12 protein-coding genes are annotated in these 14,837 nt (G+C 71.5%); all 12 read left to right on the top strand.

Features of this window, described 5'->3' with window-relative positions; translation table 11 throughout:
* Positions 1-2,966: DUF748 domain-containing protein (locus HYV93_12680; GenBank protein ID MBI2526824.1), on the top strand; the 2,966-nt coding region annotated here is incomplete at its 5' end.
* A gap of 183 nt (positions 2,967-3,149) precedes the next feature.
* The gene (locus HYV93_12675) at positions 3,150-3,908 is read left to right on the top strand and encodes an NADPH-dependent F420 reductase (GenBank protein MBI2526823.1); all 759 of its coding nucleotides are present in this window, start codon (positions 3,150-3,152) and stop codon (positions 3,906-3,908) included.
* A 264-nt stretch (positions 3,909-4,172) separates the two neighbouring features.
* The gene (gene ispH / locus HYV93_12670) at positions 4,173-5,174 is read left to right on the top strand and encodes a 4-hydroxy-3-methylbut-2-enyl diphosphate reductase (protein MBI2526822.1); all 1,002 of its coding nucleotides are present in this window, start codon (positions 4,173-4,175) and stop codon (positions 5,172-5,174) included.
* 3 nt (positions 5,175-5,177) lie between these two features.
* Positions 5,178-6,119 (top strand): fumarylacetoacetate hydrolase family protein, encoded by a 942-nt coding sequence (locus tag HYV93_12665; GenBank protein ID MBI2526821.1) that lies wholly within the window; start codon positions 5,178-5,180, stop codon positions 6,117-6,119.
* A gap of 250 nt (positions 6,120-6,369) precedes the next feature.
* A complete protein-coding gene (gene fusA / locus HYV93_12660; GenBank protein ID MBI2526820.1) occupies positions 6,370-8,448 on the top strand; it encodes an elongation factor G in 2,079 nt (692 codons plus the stop codon).
* Entirely contained in the window at positions 8,444-9,685 is a 1,242-nt protein-coding gene (locus HYV93_12655; GenBank protein MBI2526819.1) for a threonine synthase, read from the top strand. Before fusA ends, HYV93_12655 begins: the two co-directional genes overlap by 5 nt.
* A gap of 98 nt (positions 9,686-9,783) precedes the next feature.
* Entirely contained in the window at positions 9,784-10,128 is a 345-nt protein-coding gene (locus tag HYV93_12650) for a winged helix-turn-helix transcriptional regulator (protein MBI2526818.1), read from the top strand.
* A gap of 83 nt (positions 10,129-10,211) precedes the next feature.
* Complete coding sequence (locus tag HYV93_12645) at positions 10,212-10,589, top strand: DsrE family protein (GenBank protein ID MBI2526817.1); 378 nt, start codon at positions 10,212-10,214, stop codon at positions 10,587-10,589.
* Positions 10,589-11,311, top strand: coding sequence for a 4Fe-4S dicluster domain-containing protein (locus HYV93_12640; protein ID MBI2526816.1), 723 nt, complete (start codon positions 10,589-10,591; stop codon positions 11,309-11,311). Before HYV93_12645 ends, HYV93_12640 begins: the two co-directional genes overlap by 1 nt.
* Before the next feature lie 17 nt (positions 11,312-11,328).
* Positions 11,329-12,528: a heterodisulfide reductase subunit B gene (locus tag HYV93_12635; protein ID MBI2526815.1), complete on the top strand. Its 1,200-nt coding sequence runs from the start codon at positions 11,329-11,331 to the stop codon at positions 12,526-12,528.
* Between the two features lie 291 nt (positions 12,529-12,819).
* Positions 12,820-13,887, top strand: coding sequence for a CoB--CoM heterodisulfide reductase iron-sulfur subunit A family protein (locus HYV93_12630; protein ID MBI2526814.1), 1,068 nt, complete (start codon positions 12,820-12,822; stop codon positions 13,885-13,887).
* 52 nt (positions 13,888-13,939) lie between these two features.
* Positions 13,940-14,680, top strand: coding sequence for a hypothetical protein (locus HYV93_12625; protein MBI2526813.1), 741 nt, complete (start codon positions 13,940-13,942; stop codon positions 14,678-14,680).
* Positions 14,681-14,837: the final 157 nt, after the last annotated feature.

Raw genomic sequence — 14,837 nt, 5'->3', positions numbered from 1 at the left:
GCGTCACCAGCGAGGGTCTCACGTGGCCGGTGCGCGGGCCCGCGCGCGTCGAGCTGAGCGCGCGCTTCCGCGACCGCGGCGAGCTGGACGCGAACGGGGCCGCGCAGCTCACCGCCCCGCCCCCTGCGATCGCCTGGACGGCGGAGCTGGGCGTGCGGTTCAGAGCCGTGGACCTCGCCCCGCTCGGCGCGTACGTTCCCGCCGCGAGGGGGCTCGGCGGCCGGGTGCGAGCGAGCGTGACGGCGAGCGTCGCCTACGCCGGCTCGCTGACGGCACGCGTGCGCGGCGACGTGGGCGGCGGTCGGTTCACCCTCGTCGAGGGCGACCGGACACTGCTCTCCCTCCGTCGGATCGACGCGACGGGTCTCGACGCGCAGTGGCCGGAGCGCGTGACGATCAACCAGCTCCGCTTGCGGCAACCCTATGCCCTCATCGAGCGTGACCGCCAGGGCGGATTCCCGCTGGCGGCCCGCTTCGCTTCGGCACCGCCGGCGGGCGTGCCGGAGCCGGCAGGCGTGTCGTCGACGCCGGCGGCCGGCACGGCGCGCGCGCCGCGCCCCACCATCGCGGTCGGCGAGATCGTCGTCGAGAACGGCAGCGCCACCGTCGTCGACGACGGGGGGCCCGCGCCCACGCGCGTCGGCCTGCCGCGCGTGGACCTCACGGCGCGGAACGTGACGTGGCCCCCGTCGGCGCCCGCGCAGCTCGTGCTCGCCGCCAGTCTGCCCGCGGGCGGGACGATGAGCGTCGAGGGCACCGCGAGCGCCGAGCCCGCGAGCGTCGACGTCAAGCTTGCTCTCGAGGACGCCGATCTCTCACTGCTCAAGCCGTACCTGGGTTTCCGCGCGAGCGTCGGCGCGCGCGTGTACGCGACCCTGACGGTGGCCGGGCCTCTGTCGCCGACGCCGAGACTGAGCGTGCGTGGCGATGTCGGCCTCCGACACCTCGCCGTGTCCGACGGTCAGCGATCCGTGCTCACGGTCGAGCGCCTCGACCTCACGGGAATCGACGCGGCGTGGCCGGATCGCGTCACGCTCGACCAGGTCCGCGTTCGACGCTCCTGGGCCCTCATCGAGCGCGACCGGCAGCGCCGCTTCCTCCTGCGCACGCTGTTCGAACGTCCTCCCGCTGGCGGTGCGGCGACGCGCGCGCGCTCCCCCGCCGGGGCTGCGGGCGCCGGGTCGACCTTCGCGTTCAGCCTCCGGGAGGCGATCTTCGAGGAGCAGGCGGTCACGGTCGTCGACGGCGCCATCACGCCACCCGCCCGCTTCGATGTCGCCGGCGCCCGCCTCGTCGTCGAGAATTTCACCTGGCCGTCACGCGGCCCGGTGAAGATCGCCCTGACCTCGCCGACGCCGGTGGCGGGCCGGCTCGACGTGGCCGGAACGCTCGAGTTCGGTCCGGTCCGGCTCGACGTGCGCACGGTCCTCGAGGGCGTGTCCCTCGCGCCCGCCCAGCCGTATCTGCCGATCGAGGGACGGGTCGTCGGGCAGGTGACGGGGGAGCTGGCCACGAAGATCACGCTGGAACCGGTCACCGTCCAGCTCTCCGGTCAGACGCGCTTGCGGTCCTTCAGGTTGAGCGACGGGGATCGCCCGGTGGTCACGGTGGGCCGCGTCGACACCGCGGGAATCGACGTCGACTGGCCGCGGCGCATCACGCTCCGGAGCGTGGTGTTCCGGCGCCCGAGATTGTTGATCGAGCGCGACGCGCAAGGCCAGATCCTCCTGCGCCGGCTGGTGACGCTGCGCTGGACCGTGACCGAGCCGGCCGGCGCTCGGCCGGCGCCGGAGCCGGCGACGGGAGCGGCGACGGCCCCGGCCCGGCCGCCGACGATCGAGGTCGCGACGTTCAGCCTCGAGCGGGCCTCCGCGCGCTTCGTGGACCAGACCACGACGCCGCCCTACGCCGAGGAGCTGTCCGACGTGGAAGCGGTCTTCACCGGACTGACGACGACGCCGGGCCGGCGCGCGCAGTTCACGGCGCGTGGCACCGTCGGCGGCGGCTCGTTCAAGCTCGCCGGCGATGGCGCCCACGGAGACCCGACGCACCTCGACCTCAAGGTCGACTTGCGCGACTTCATCATCCCGCGCGCCAATCCGTACCTCGATCGGTTCACCGCGTGGTCGGCGACGCGGGGAAGCGTCAGCGCCTCCGCCGGTTACACGCTGACCGGGACCCGGCTGGATGCGCGGCACGACCTCGTGATTCGCGACCTCGACGTCGCGAGCGCCGACGAACGCGACGAGGTCGAACGCCGCCTCGGGCTGCCCTTCGGCTTTCTGGTGTCGCTGCTGAAGGACGCGCGCGGCGAGATCCGGCTCTCCATCCCCGTCTCCGGCGACGTGAGCTCACGGACGTTCGACTTTCAGGAGGCAGTCTGGGGCGCGGTCCGCAACCTCGCCATCCGGCTGCTCGCCCTGCCGTTCAGCCGCATCGGCTCCCTCTTCTTCAGCGACGACTCGAAGGTGGAAGCCGTCGCGATCACTCCCGTCGTCTTCGAGCCCGGAACGGCTCGCCTCGGACCAACGATGCCGCCCCACCTCGGGCGCGTCGCTGCGTTCTTGCGCGGCGCCCCGTCGGTGAGCGTGGTCCTCGAACCGATCCTCACCCAGGCCGACATCGACGCGCTCAGGCGCGAGCAGGTGCTGGCGCGTCTGGCGGCTCCTCCGGCCTCGCCGGCTGGCGCCGACCCGCTCGAGGCCGCCCGGCGCGAGTACCGCGAGCGGTGGCCCGAGCGTCCGCTTCCGGCGACTCTCGAGGCGCTCTTCGCCGAACTGGCCACGGGGGAGACGATGCCGGCGGATGCGCTGAAGTCGTTGGGCGCTCGCCGGCTCGAGGTCGTCCGCCAGGAACTCACCCGAGGCGGCGGTCTCGACGCTCGGCGGCTGGCGGGCGCCGCCCGGCGCGCTCCCCTCGTCGAGGCCGGCGGCGCCGCCCGCGTGGAGTTCGATCTCCGGCCCTGAGCGACCCCTCTCCCGGGCGGCCGGGACGGGCCGAGCCGCCGGGGGTCGATGACCAAGTCGATGATGCGCAGCGGCCATGCGTGTCTTGGACGTCAGGGCTTCCCTCTGCTACCCTCCGCATGCAGGCGCCGGAGACCGGGGTGGCAAGCCCCACCAGCACCCGTCAGAACGGAGGAGACGAACATGGCAAGCGACCCCTTCGCTGATCACGCGCGCCGGGAGTTCATGCGCATTGCAGGGAGCGGCCTGGCCGGGCTCGCGGTCACGGCTCGGGCGCGCGTCGCCCGGGCGCAGACGGCTGGCTCGCCGTTGAAGATCGGCATGGTCGGTGCCGGACGTGAGGGCGGCGCGCTCGGCGCGCTGTTCGTCAAGGCCGGCCACCCCGTGATGTTCTCCTCGCGCCATCCCGAGCAGCTGAAGGGCCTCGTCGCCGGCCTCGGGCCGCTCGCGCAGGCCGGCACGGTCGAGCAAGCGATCGCGTTCGGCGATGTCGTGGTGATCGCCATCCCCTACACCGCGATGGAGCAGATCGGCAAGGCCCATGCAGGCGCCCTCGCCAAGAAGGTGCTGGTGATCGATGTGAGCAATCCGATCGCGCGGCGCGACGGCGAGGAGCTCGTCAAGTGGGTCGGCGAGCAGGGGGGAGCCGGGCTGGTGACCGCCAGACTGCTGCCGGGCGCGCGCATCGTCCGCGCGTTCAATGCGATCGGCTCTCGAAGGCTGGCCGAGCTCGCACATCGCCCGGGCGACCCGGTCGGGGTGCCGATCGCGGGCGACGATCCGAAGGCGATCGCGGTCGCCCAGAGCCTCATTCGTGAGATCGGGTTCGAGCCCGTTCTCGTCGGCGGGCTGGCCATGGGCAAGCATCTGGTGCCGGGGACGCCGCTCGGAGGCGAGCACACGCCGGCTGAGATTCGGCGGATCGCTGGCGGCCTGCGCTGAGCCAGGCTTGACCGATCGACTCTCGTCGATCCCCAGGCCCTCGAGGTACCAGGCATCGGAGCCGACATGCACCGACTTCCGGCCGTTGCGCGGGTTGGCCCGCACGAGGGCGGGCGCACGGGGGGATGGTCGCGCCCCACCTCGGTGCCGAATCGATCAGGGCGCGCGAGAAGCCGAAGCTGGTGATCGTGGGGCGATTGCGCCATGAAATTGAGGCGCCGGCCCGGGTCCGGTATACTGCCTGAGTCGTCCCATGAGGAAGCCATGACGGTCACGCAGCTCCAGGAGATCGTGCTCACCGGCCCCCGCGGGTTCTGCGCCGGCGTGGATCGCGCCATCGACATCGTCGAGCTGGCGCTGCAGGTGTGCCCGCCGCCCATCTACGTGAGGAAGGAGATCGTCCACAATCGCCACGTCGTGGAGGCGCTCCGGGCCAAGGGCGCGCACTTCGTGGATGAGCTGGACGAGGTGCCCGACGACGCCACGGTCATCTTCAGCGCCCACGGGATCTCCCCCGCCGTGCGGGCCGAGGCCCAGCGGCGGGGCCTGCGGGTCATCGACGCGACCTGCCCGCTAGTCACCAAGGTCCACCTCGAGGCGACGCGCTACGCGCGCGAGGGCTACTCGATCGTCCTCGTGGGGCACGCCGACCACGACGAGGTGGTGGGGACGATGGGCGAGGCCCCGGAGCGGATGTTCCTCATCGCGCATCCGGAGGAGGTGGAGCGGCTCCGGGTGCCCGATCCGAACAAGGTCGCCTATCTCACCCAGACGACGCTGTCGGTGGACGACGCGCACGATTGCATCGAGGCGCTCCGCAGGCGCTTTCCGAAAATCGTGGGGCCCGCCAAGGACGACATCTGCTACGCGACCCAGAACCGGCAGGCCGCGGTGAAGACCGTCGCGGCCGAGGTGGACCTGCTCCTCGTCATCGGGGCGGCGAACAGCTCCAACGCGAACCGGCTGGTGGAGGTGTCCAAGGGGCTCGGCACGCCGTCCTACCTGATCAACGACAAGGACGACATCCGTCCCGAGTGGCTCGGCGGCGCCAGCCGCGTCGGGGTCACCGCGGGCGCCTCGACGCCGGAGTTCCTCGTCCGCGAGGTGGTCGAGGCCCTCGGACGGGTGCAGTCCGTCGCGGTGCAGGAGGTTCACGTCGTCGAGGAGGACGTGCGCTTCGGGCTGCCGCGGGAGCTCGAGGAGGTCGCCAGGGCCGCCGGCAAGACGTCGCCGCCCCGCAGCGGCGCGCGCGTCAGCGAGGAGTAGCGCATGCATCTGGTGACCTTCCGGCGGGGACGCGGTCAAGCCAAGGTCGGGGCCGTGTGGCACGAGGCGGTCCTCGATCTCGGCGGGCTCGCCAGGGACCTCGCTGCTCAGCGCGGGACCGTGCGGCGCGGGCGCGGCGGCTTTCCCAAGAGCCTGCTCGAGCTGATCCAGGGCGGGGAGGGGGCGCTGGCTCTGGCCCGCGAGGCCTGGGAATACGGCCGGGGCCTGGTGGACCAGCAGGCGCTGGACGAGCTGGCGCGGCGCAAGCTGGCGTACCCGCTCAAGCGGGTCCGGCTGCTGGCCCCGATCCCGGTGCCCGGGCGCAACGTCTTCTGCCTCGGGCGCAACTACGCCGACCACGCGGCGGAGCGCGGCGCCGCCGTCCCGGAGCACCCCGTGTACTTCACCAAGCCCGCCACCGCCGTGGTCGGTCCCGGCGAGCCCGTGGTCCATCACGCCGTCACCCAGGAGCTGGACTACGAGGTGGAGCTGGCCGCTGTCATCGGCCGGGGCGGGCGCGACATCGAGCGGGCCCAGGCGCTCGGACACGTCTTCGGCTACACGGTCATCAACGACGTGACGGCACGCGATCTGCAGAAGCGCCACACCCAGTGGTTCAAGGGGAAGTCCCTCGACACCTTCTGCCCCATGGGGCCGGTGCTCGTGACGGCCGACGAGATCCCGGATCCCCAGGCGCTCGCCATCGCCCTCCGCGTCAATGGCCAGGTGCGCCAGTCGAGCCACACCTCCAAGATGATCTTCCCGGTGGCCGAGTGCATCGAGGTGCTGTCGCGCGCGATGACGCTCCTGCCGGGCGACGTCATCGCGACCGGCACGCCGGAGGGGGTGGGCGCCGCCACGGGGGCCTTCCTCAAGGCGGGGGACCGGATGGAGGCCGAGGTCGAGCGCATCGGCGTCCTCGCCAACAAGGTGGTGGCGCCCTAGTTTTTTCCCGGCGCGGGCACCCGGGCTGTCGCCACGCCCGCGGTCTTGACCTGGCGCGGGCGCCCGGGCTTCGCCCGCCCGCGCCCGCCGGACCTTCGCGCTCGGTTCTTTCCTCCGCGTGCGTCAGCCGCTGTAGCCCGGCGGGCCTATGGAACGGCCCAATCCGGTGTGGTAGCATGCCGTCGCGCAACGTCCGTCTTCCTTCTTCCGGTCGATCCAGCCGCATGTCGGGACGCAAGGGGAGGCAGGCATGGCCACGGACATCACGAAGATCCGCAACATCGGCATCGTCGGCCACGGGGGGGTGGGCAAGACCTCCCTGGTCGAGGCGATGCTGTTCGCGGCCGGTGCCGTCACGCGGCTCGGCCGGGTAGACGACGGGACGACGACCACCGACTTCGACCCCGACGAGATCAAGCGCAAGATCTCGCTCAGCACGGCCGTGGCCTACTGCGACTACAAGGGCCATCGCCTCAACTTCGTGGACACGCCCGGGTACGGCGACTTCGTCTCCGACGCCCGCGCGGGGCTCCGCGTGGTGTCGGCCGCCGTGGTGGTGGTGGACGCGGTGGCCGGCGTCCAGGTCCAGACGGAGAAGGTCTGGAAGATCGCCAACGACTACGCGCTGCCCCGCGTCGTCGTGCTCAACCGCATGGACCGGGAGCGCGCCGACTTCTTCCGCTCGCTCGAATCGCTCCAGCGCCGCCTCAAAGGGCGCCTGTGCCCGCTCCAGGTGCCCATGGGCGGGGAGGCCGACTTCAAGGGTGTCGTGGACCTGATCAAGATGAAGGCCCTCCTTCTGGCCGACGGCAAGGTCAAGGAGGCCGACATCCCGAGCGAGGTGATGGAGACGGCCAAGGCCTGGCGCGAGAAGCTCACCGAGGCGGCGGCCGAGACCGACGACGACCTCCTGGCCAAGTACCTCGAGGAGGGCGCCATCGGCGAGGACGAGATGGTGAAGGCGCTGGGCCGCGCCATCGCCGGGGGCGCGCTGGTGCCCGTGCTGGCCGCCGCGGCCACCCGGAGCATCGGCGTCCACGCGCTGATGGACCTGATCATCCAGGAATTCCCCTCGCCCGCCGAGCGGGCAGAGGTGGAGGGCATCGACCCCAGGACCAAGGCCGCCGTCCGCCGCGCCGCCGACCCCGGCGCGCCGCTGTCGGCGCTGGTCTTCAAGACCATCTCGGACCCGCACGTGGGGAAGCTCTCCGTCTTCCGCGTCTACTCGGGGACGTTCCGCTCGGACAGCCAGGTGCTCAACGCCGGCCGGGAGGCGCGGGAGCGCGTGGGCCATCTCGGGTGGCTCATGGGCAAGACGCAGAAGCCCGTGGAGGCGCTCGGCCCCGGGGAGGTCGGCGTCGTGACCAAGCTCAAGGACACGCTGACCGGCGACACCCTGTGCGACGAGGCCGCCCCCGTCGTGCTCCCCGGCATCACCTTTCCCGAGCCGGCCATCTCGTTCGCCATCCAGCCGCGGACGCGGGGGGACGAGGACAAGATCTCGACGGCGCTGCAGCGCATGGCCGAGGAGGACCCGACGCTCCACCACCACTACGACCCGGAGACCAAGCAGCTCCTGGTGTCCGGCATGGGCCAGCTCCACGTGGAGGTGGCGGTGGAGCGGATGAGGCGCAAGTACAACGTGGACGTCCTCGTCCTGCCCCCGCGCATCCCCTACAAGGAGACCGTGAAGGGGCGCGCGGAGGTCCAGGGCAAGTACAAGAAGCAGACGGGCGGGCGGGGGCAGTACGGCGACACGTGGCTCAGGATCGAGCCCCTCTCGCGCGGCGGCGGCTTCGAGTTCGTGGACGACATCTTCGGCGGCGCCATCCCGCGCAACTTCATCCCCTCCGTGGAGAAGGGGGTCCGCGACTGCATGAAGCGCGGCATCATGGCCGGCTACCCGGTGGTGGACCTCAAGGTCACGCTCTACGACGGCTCCTACCACGACGTGGACTCCTCGGACATGGCCTTCCAGATCGCCGCCTCCATGGGGCTGCAGAAGGGGTTCATGGAGGCGCATCCGATCCTGCTGGAGCCGATCATGAACGTGGAGGTGACGGCCCCGGCCGACAATGCCGGCGACGTCATCGGCGACCTCAACGGGCGGCGCGGGCGGATCGTCGGTATGGAGCCCGACGGCGAGATCGTGGCGGTGCGGGCGCAGGCGCCCATGGCCGAGATGCTCACCTACGAGTCGAGCCTGCGCTCCATGACCGGCGGGCGCGGCGGCTACTCCATGGAATTCTCCCACTACGAGGAGGTGCCGGCGCACACCGCCGAGAAGGTGGTGGCCGCCGCCCGGGCCGAGAAAGAAAAGAGCCATTAGCCGCTCCTTCGTCACCCACGTCGAGTGCACGGTCTGCGGCCGGCGGCACGAGGCCGGCCGGCTCCTCACCGTGTGTGAGGGCTGCGGCCAGATGCTGGCCGTCCGTTACGACCTTCCCGCCGTCGCGGCCTCCGTCACCAAGGAGGCGGTCGGGCGGCGCCCGCACGGGATGTACCGCTTCCGCGAGCTCCTCCCCCTGGGGCCGGCCGAGGAGGCCGTGGACCTCGGTGAGGGCGGCACGGCGCTCCTCCCGCTGCCGCGGCTCGGCGCCCACCTCGGCATGCGACACCTCTGGGCCAAGGACGAGGGGCAGAACCCCACCGGCTCCTTCAAGGCGCGCGGCCTCGGGATGGCGGTGACCCGGGCGCGCACGCTGGGCGTCAAGGGGCTCATGATCCCCTCGGCCGGCAATGCCGGCGGTGCCGCCGCCGTGTACGGGGCCCGCGGGGGGATCCCCGTCGCCGTGGTCGTACCGCGCGGCACGCCCGAGGCGGCCGTGGCCGAGGCCGTCCTCGCCGGCGCGCACGTCTTCACGGTCGAGGGCTCCATCGCCACCGCCGGCAAGCTGATCGCCAAGGTCGCCCCCCGCCTCGGCTGGTTCGACCTGGCCACCTTGAAGGAGCCCTACCGCCTCGAGGGCAAGAAGACCATGGGGCTCGAGCTGGCCGAGCAGCTCCAGTGGGAGACGCCCGACTACCTCATGTACCCCACCGGAGGTGGCACGGGGCTCGTGGGCATCTGGAAAGCCTACGAGGAGCTCGCCGCGATGGGCTGGCTCAAGACACGCCAGCCCCGCTTCGTGGCCGTCCAGGCCGAGGGGTGCGCCCCGGTGGTGAAGGCGTGGAACGACAGGGCGGAGACGACGGCGCTCTGGGAGAACCCGGTGACCCACGCCGCGGGCCTCCGGGTCCCCGGCCCCTTCGCGGGGCGGCAGATGCTCGCCATCCTCAGGGAGACAGGCGGCTGCGCCCGGGCCGTGAGCGAGGGGGAGATCGTGGAGGCCCAGCGCCTCCTGGCCCGGACCGAAGGGATCTGGGTCGCCCCCGAGGCGGCCGCGGCGCTGGCCGCGCTGCTGCAGCTGCGGGACAGCGGCGAGGCGGGGCCCGGGGACCGGGTCGTCATGATCCTCACGGGCTGCGGCCTCAAGTGCGCGCCCCCGGCGCTGCCCCCGCCCGTGCACCTCGAGGGAGGGGACGAGGAGATCCTCGCCCGCGTGCGGCAGCGCCTCGCCGCCTGACGCCGCGCGCCAGCCGATTCCCCCTTGACAGGCCGCGGGTGCCCGGCTACGCTCCCACTTGAGTTGCGAAACAGCGCAACTCTTCACCGGAGGGATCCGTGGCGCGCCAGTCGGAGCACCGCCTCTTCGAGCTGCAGGCCGAGATGGCCAAGGTGCTGGCCCACCCCACGCGCCTGCGGATCCTCAGCCGGATCGGGGGCGGCGAGGTGGCCTACGGCGCGCTCCTGACGGACCTGGGGGTCTCGAAGACCAATCTCTCCCAGCATCTGGCCATTCTCCGCAAGGGGGGCGTCGTCGCGGTCCGCCGGGACGGTGTGCACGTGCATTACCGGCTCACCTTTCCGGAGATCACGGACCTCTGCTCGGCCATGCGCGGGGTCCTCGCCAAGCACCTGGCGGAGCACGCCCGGCAGGGCCGGTTGCTGATGCGCCGGGCGGGCTGAGGGGGCGCGCCATGCCTGACACCGAGGTGAGGGCGGAGCTGAAGATGCTCGCCGCGGCGCGAACGAAATAGGGGAGCCCTCCCATGAGCGACGGCGGGGTCAAGCGGATCTTGTACGTCCAGACCAGCGGCGTGGAGGCCCCGGGCCGGAGCGCCACCGTGTTCTTCCTCGCGGCCTCGGCGGCGGCCATGGACGTGGAGGTGAGGATCTACTTCACCCAGACCGCGCCGACCCTCCTGCGGCGGGGGACGCCGGAGACGCTGCGGGTCAAGCCGGGCGGGGCGACCCTCTCGCACTTCATGGACCAGGCCCGGGACCTCGGGGTCCGCTTCTACGTCTGCCAGCCGAGCCTGGACCTGAACGACCTCAAGATGGAGGACCTCATGGAGGGCGTCGAGATGATCGGCGGCGCCGCCTTCAACGACATGGCCCTCGAATCCGACCGCGTCATCTGCTTCTGATGCCTCTCGCGGAATCCCTTGCCCGCGAGGCGCCGGGGCCCGGAGGGAAGCCCGCGGAGGTCCCGTACGCCGAGAAGGAGCGCCTCTTCGCCGCGGTCAAGGCCGACCTCCGCTTCGAGGACTACCTCTACGGCTGCTACGAGTGCGGGATCTGCGTGGCGGTGTGCCCCTCGGCCCGCTTCTACGATTTCAGCCCGCGCCGCATCGCCCAGGCGGTGGCGCGGGAGGACGTGGAGCTGGTCTGGGAGCAGATGAACGGGGAGATCTGGGAGTGCTCCCAGTGCTTCTCGTGTCTCAGGTGCCCGCGCAAGAACAACCCCGGCGGCATCGTCACGATCATGCGCGAGGTGGCGGTCCGGAACGGGCTGCACTCCGCCCAGCAGGCGCTGGAGGGCTACAGCCGCATCATCTACAAGATCATGTCCACGGGCACCCAGGTCTCGCCGGACATGATCCGCCCCGAGGCCTTCCCGGACTGGGGGCCCACGGCCCGGGAGACCGCCGAGAACCTCGAGGTCTGGCGCCGGGCGATGCCGCCGGAGACCATGCACACGACGTCCACCTCCTGGGAAGTGGACGACAAGACGCTCACCGAGCTCTACCTGATCTGGCACCTCACCGGCGTCCTCGACATGATCCGGACCCTGGACGAGAGCCTCCACATGATCCTCGTGGACGTCATGGAGGAGAAGCTCGAAGAGGCGGGATACCCCCTGTCGTGAGCGCCTCGGGAGACGCCATGCCCATCAACCTCCCCGTTATCCAGCCCGGCACCCAGGCGAGGAAGGGACCCTTTGCGCGCCGCCCCGAGGACGCCGCCGAGAGCCTCCGGGAGCGGACCCTCGAGCTGGCCGAGCGGGGCGAGTGGATCGTGCAGCGCGTGCCAGAGCCGCACCTGGAGGTGCCCACGCGCTCGAGCGGCGTCAAGCGCGTCCCCCTCGGGCACACCTGGCACCACAAGAGCTGCGGGCAGTGCGGCCACATCCCCGGCTACTCCACCGCGATCTTCTGGCTGCACCGAAAGCTGGGGCTCGAGTACGAGGACCCCCGCGATCAGACCTCCTGCACGGCCTGGAACTACTACGCCTCGGCCACGGCGAACCAGGCCGCCCAGGCCGCCGTCGCCCTGCGCAACTTCGCCGCCGCCCACCAGTCCGGCTACTACCCGCTGATCCACTGCGCCACCTCCTACGGGCACTACAAGGAGGTCCGCGCCGAGATGGTCCATCACAAGGCCTTGCGCGACCAGGTGCGCGAGATCCTGAAGAAGATGGGCAAGCCGCTGGTGATGCCCGAGGAGATCGTGCACTACAGCGAGTGGATCTACGCCGTCCGCCACGAGATCGCCAAGCGCAAGGTGGTGGATCTCTCCGGGATCACGGCCACCGTCCACCCGGCGTGCCACTACTACAAGCTGGTGCAGGAGGACGCCATCTACGACCCCGACGTGTACGGCGGGCACCGGACGGCCATCGTCACCGGTGTTGCGCAGGCGCTCGGCGTCACGGTGGGGGACTACTCCACCTGGTTCGACTGCTGCGGCTTCGGCTTCCGCCACATCCTGGTCCAGCGCGACTTCAGCCGCTCGTTCGCCGTCCAGCAGAAGATCGAGGCCATGCGCGACGAGGTGAACCCGGACGTGACGCTGACCCACGACACCGGCTGCGTGACGACGCTGGACAAGAGCCAGTTCGCGGCGCAGGCGCATACCGGGGTGAAGGCCGCCATTCCCGTCCTGTCCGAGGCCCAGTTCTGCGCGCTCGCCATGGGGGCGCACCCGTACCGGGTCTGCCAGCTCCACTGGCACGCCGCCGACTACCGGCCGCTGCTCGAGAAGATGGGGATCGACTGGCGCGAGCGCTGGCGCGAGTTCGAGGACGACGTCGCGCGGCTCAAGGCGAATCCCGGGACCTACCTCACCTGGGACGACGCCGGGTAGTGCCGGTCCAATGAACTTCGCCATGGCTCGCTCCCGCTCGCCCGTTTCCCGTGTCCGCTCGCCTGGCCTCCGGCTGCGGCTCGCCCAGCCATGTTCTCGGTCGGCGCGGGCGCTCAACGTACAGGGAGTACGCCTCGCGCCCGCGCCGGCGGGGCTCCCGCCCCTCTTTCCACCTTCGCTCGCCTCGCCTGCGGCTCGCCCAGCAGTGGGCCTTGTCTGCCTCGTTCCTTGGCCCGGCACACCGCGGTTGGACTCCGGCGCCTCTCGAGTAGGAAGACAAGGAGAACGTGGATGGCCAGTGACACCCTGCTGATCATCGGGGGCGGCCCGGCGGGGCTCGAGGCCGCGCGGGGCGCCGCCGACCTCGGCTGCAAGGCGGTCCTGGTGGAGCAGCGGGCCGCGCTCGGCGGCACGCCCATCTCGGCCCACTACGCGGCGCTCACCCACGGGATGCGGGATGCGGCGGAGGTGATGGGGGAGATGGTCGCCGCCGTGGCGAACGACTCGCTGGTGGACGTCCGCCTGGGCACCACCGTCACGGGGATCACCGGCGCAGCCGGTGACTTCGCCGTGACGCTCCGGCGAGATGGGGCCGAGGAGCGGGTCTCGGCCGGGGCCATCATCGTCGCCACGGGCTTCGACCACTTCGACCCGGGCCGGGCCACCCAGCAGTACGGGTACTACATGTACGACGACGTGATCACGCTGACGGATGCCGAGAAGATGCTGAAGGAGGGGAAGTTCGTCCGGCCCTCGACGGGGCAGCCGCCGGAGCGCGTCTGCTTCATCCAGTGCGTCGGGTCGCGCGACCGCCACATCGGCAACGAGTACTGCTCGAAGGTCTGCTGCGGCATCGCCTCCAAGCAGGCCATCGAGATCCGGGAGAGGCTCCCGCAGTGCCGGGTGTTCATCTTCTACATCGACATGCGGATGTACGGCTACTGGGAGAACGACCTCTACTGGCCCGCCCAGGAGAAGCACAAGGTCAACTACATCAAGGGCGTGATCTCCGAGGTCGTCCTGAAGGGCGACCGGCTGATCGTCCGGGGCGAGGACACCACGATGAACCGGCCCATGGAGGTCCCCATGGACATCGTGATCCTCAGCAACGGCATGGAGCCCAGCGCCGGGACCAAGGCCGTGGCGCGCACCCTCGGCCTGCGCCAGAACAAGTACGGCTTCATCGACGTCGCCCACGACACGCTGGACCCGGTGACGACGTCGGTGCCGGGGATCTTCGTCGCGGGCGCCGCCGCGGGGCCCAAGGACCTGGACGACACCATGGGGATGGCGGGAGCCGCCACCATGAAGGCCGTCGCCACCATCCGCCGCCACGCCCGCATGACCTCCGCGCGATGACACCGCAGATGGTGACCGGCCGGAGGCCCCTGGCTGCGAGGGACGCTCGTCCGTGACCAGTCCTGTGGTGGATACGCTGGCCGCGCAGGAGTTCATGCGCGAGGCCCTCGCCAAGATCACCCTCGACGAGCTGGGCCGCATCGCCGACCAGCTCGAGGCCAAGCACGCGCGCTTCCGCGCGCTGCTGGATCCTGCGGCGGGGCGGCCGCCCGCCCCCGACGCGCTGCGGGCGGTCCTCAGAAGCGTCTTCGCCACCCGCCGGCGGGTGGGCGAGCTGTTCGCGCAGCCGGGGGCCGAGCACCTGGGGCTCCGCATCCACGAGCTGCTGGCCGGCCGGGCGCCACTCCGCGAGCGCTTCCAGGCCTTCGTGGATGGCCTCGATCCCCTCCCGCAGCACCTCCGCTTCGACCTGGCGAGCGAGTGTCTGCACTACACCGATCCCACGCGCTACTGGCTCTGGACGCGGTGGGTGTGGGACCCGGCGACGCGCACGGGCGCGCTGCCGCTGGTCACCATGGAGGAGTTCGATCTCGACGGTGGCAGCGCCGGCGCCAGCTACCTGCGGGTCGGGGAGGCGACCGCCTTTGTGCACGAGACCGGGCAGGCGGCTGGCTTCACGCGCATCGGCCGGGGCGGTTTCGGAGCCGACGTCTACCTGGCGTGCGTGTACGGGGTGTACGTGTTCACCACGATCCGGATGCGCATCACGCAGGAGTTCAACCGGGTGATCCCGCCGCTGCCGGAGCTGTGCCGCCGTCTCCTCGGTGTGCACCGGATGGAGGCGCAGGAATGACAAGCCGAGCGCGACGGAGGGGGCGGACGGGTGTCCGGGTGCCCGCGCCTGGGGGGCGCGGCCGAGTGAGCGAGCGTGAGGTTGCAGCGGGGGCGGGCGGGCGACCGTCGGGTGCCCGCGGCTGGGGGGGCGCGGCCGAGTGAGCGAGCGTGAGGTT

This window comes from Candidatus Rokuibacteriota bacterium (genome assembly GCA_016188005.1).
GTDB lineage: Bacteria > Methylomirabilota > Methylomirabilia > Rokubacteriales > CSP1-6 > UBA12499.
The sequence above is the reverse complement of the archived record's forward strand: the minus strand, read 5'-3'. Positions and strand labels throughout refer to the sequence as shown.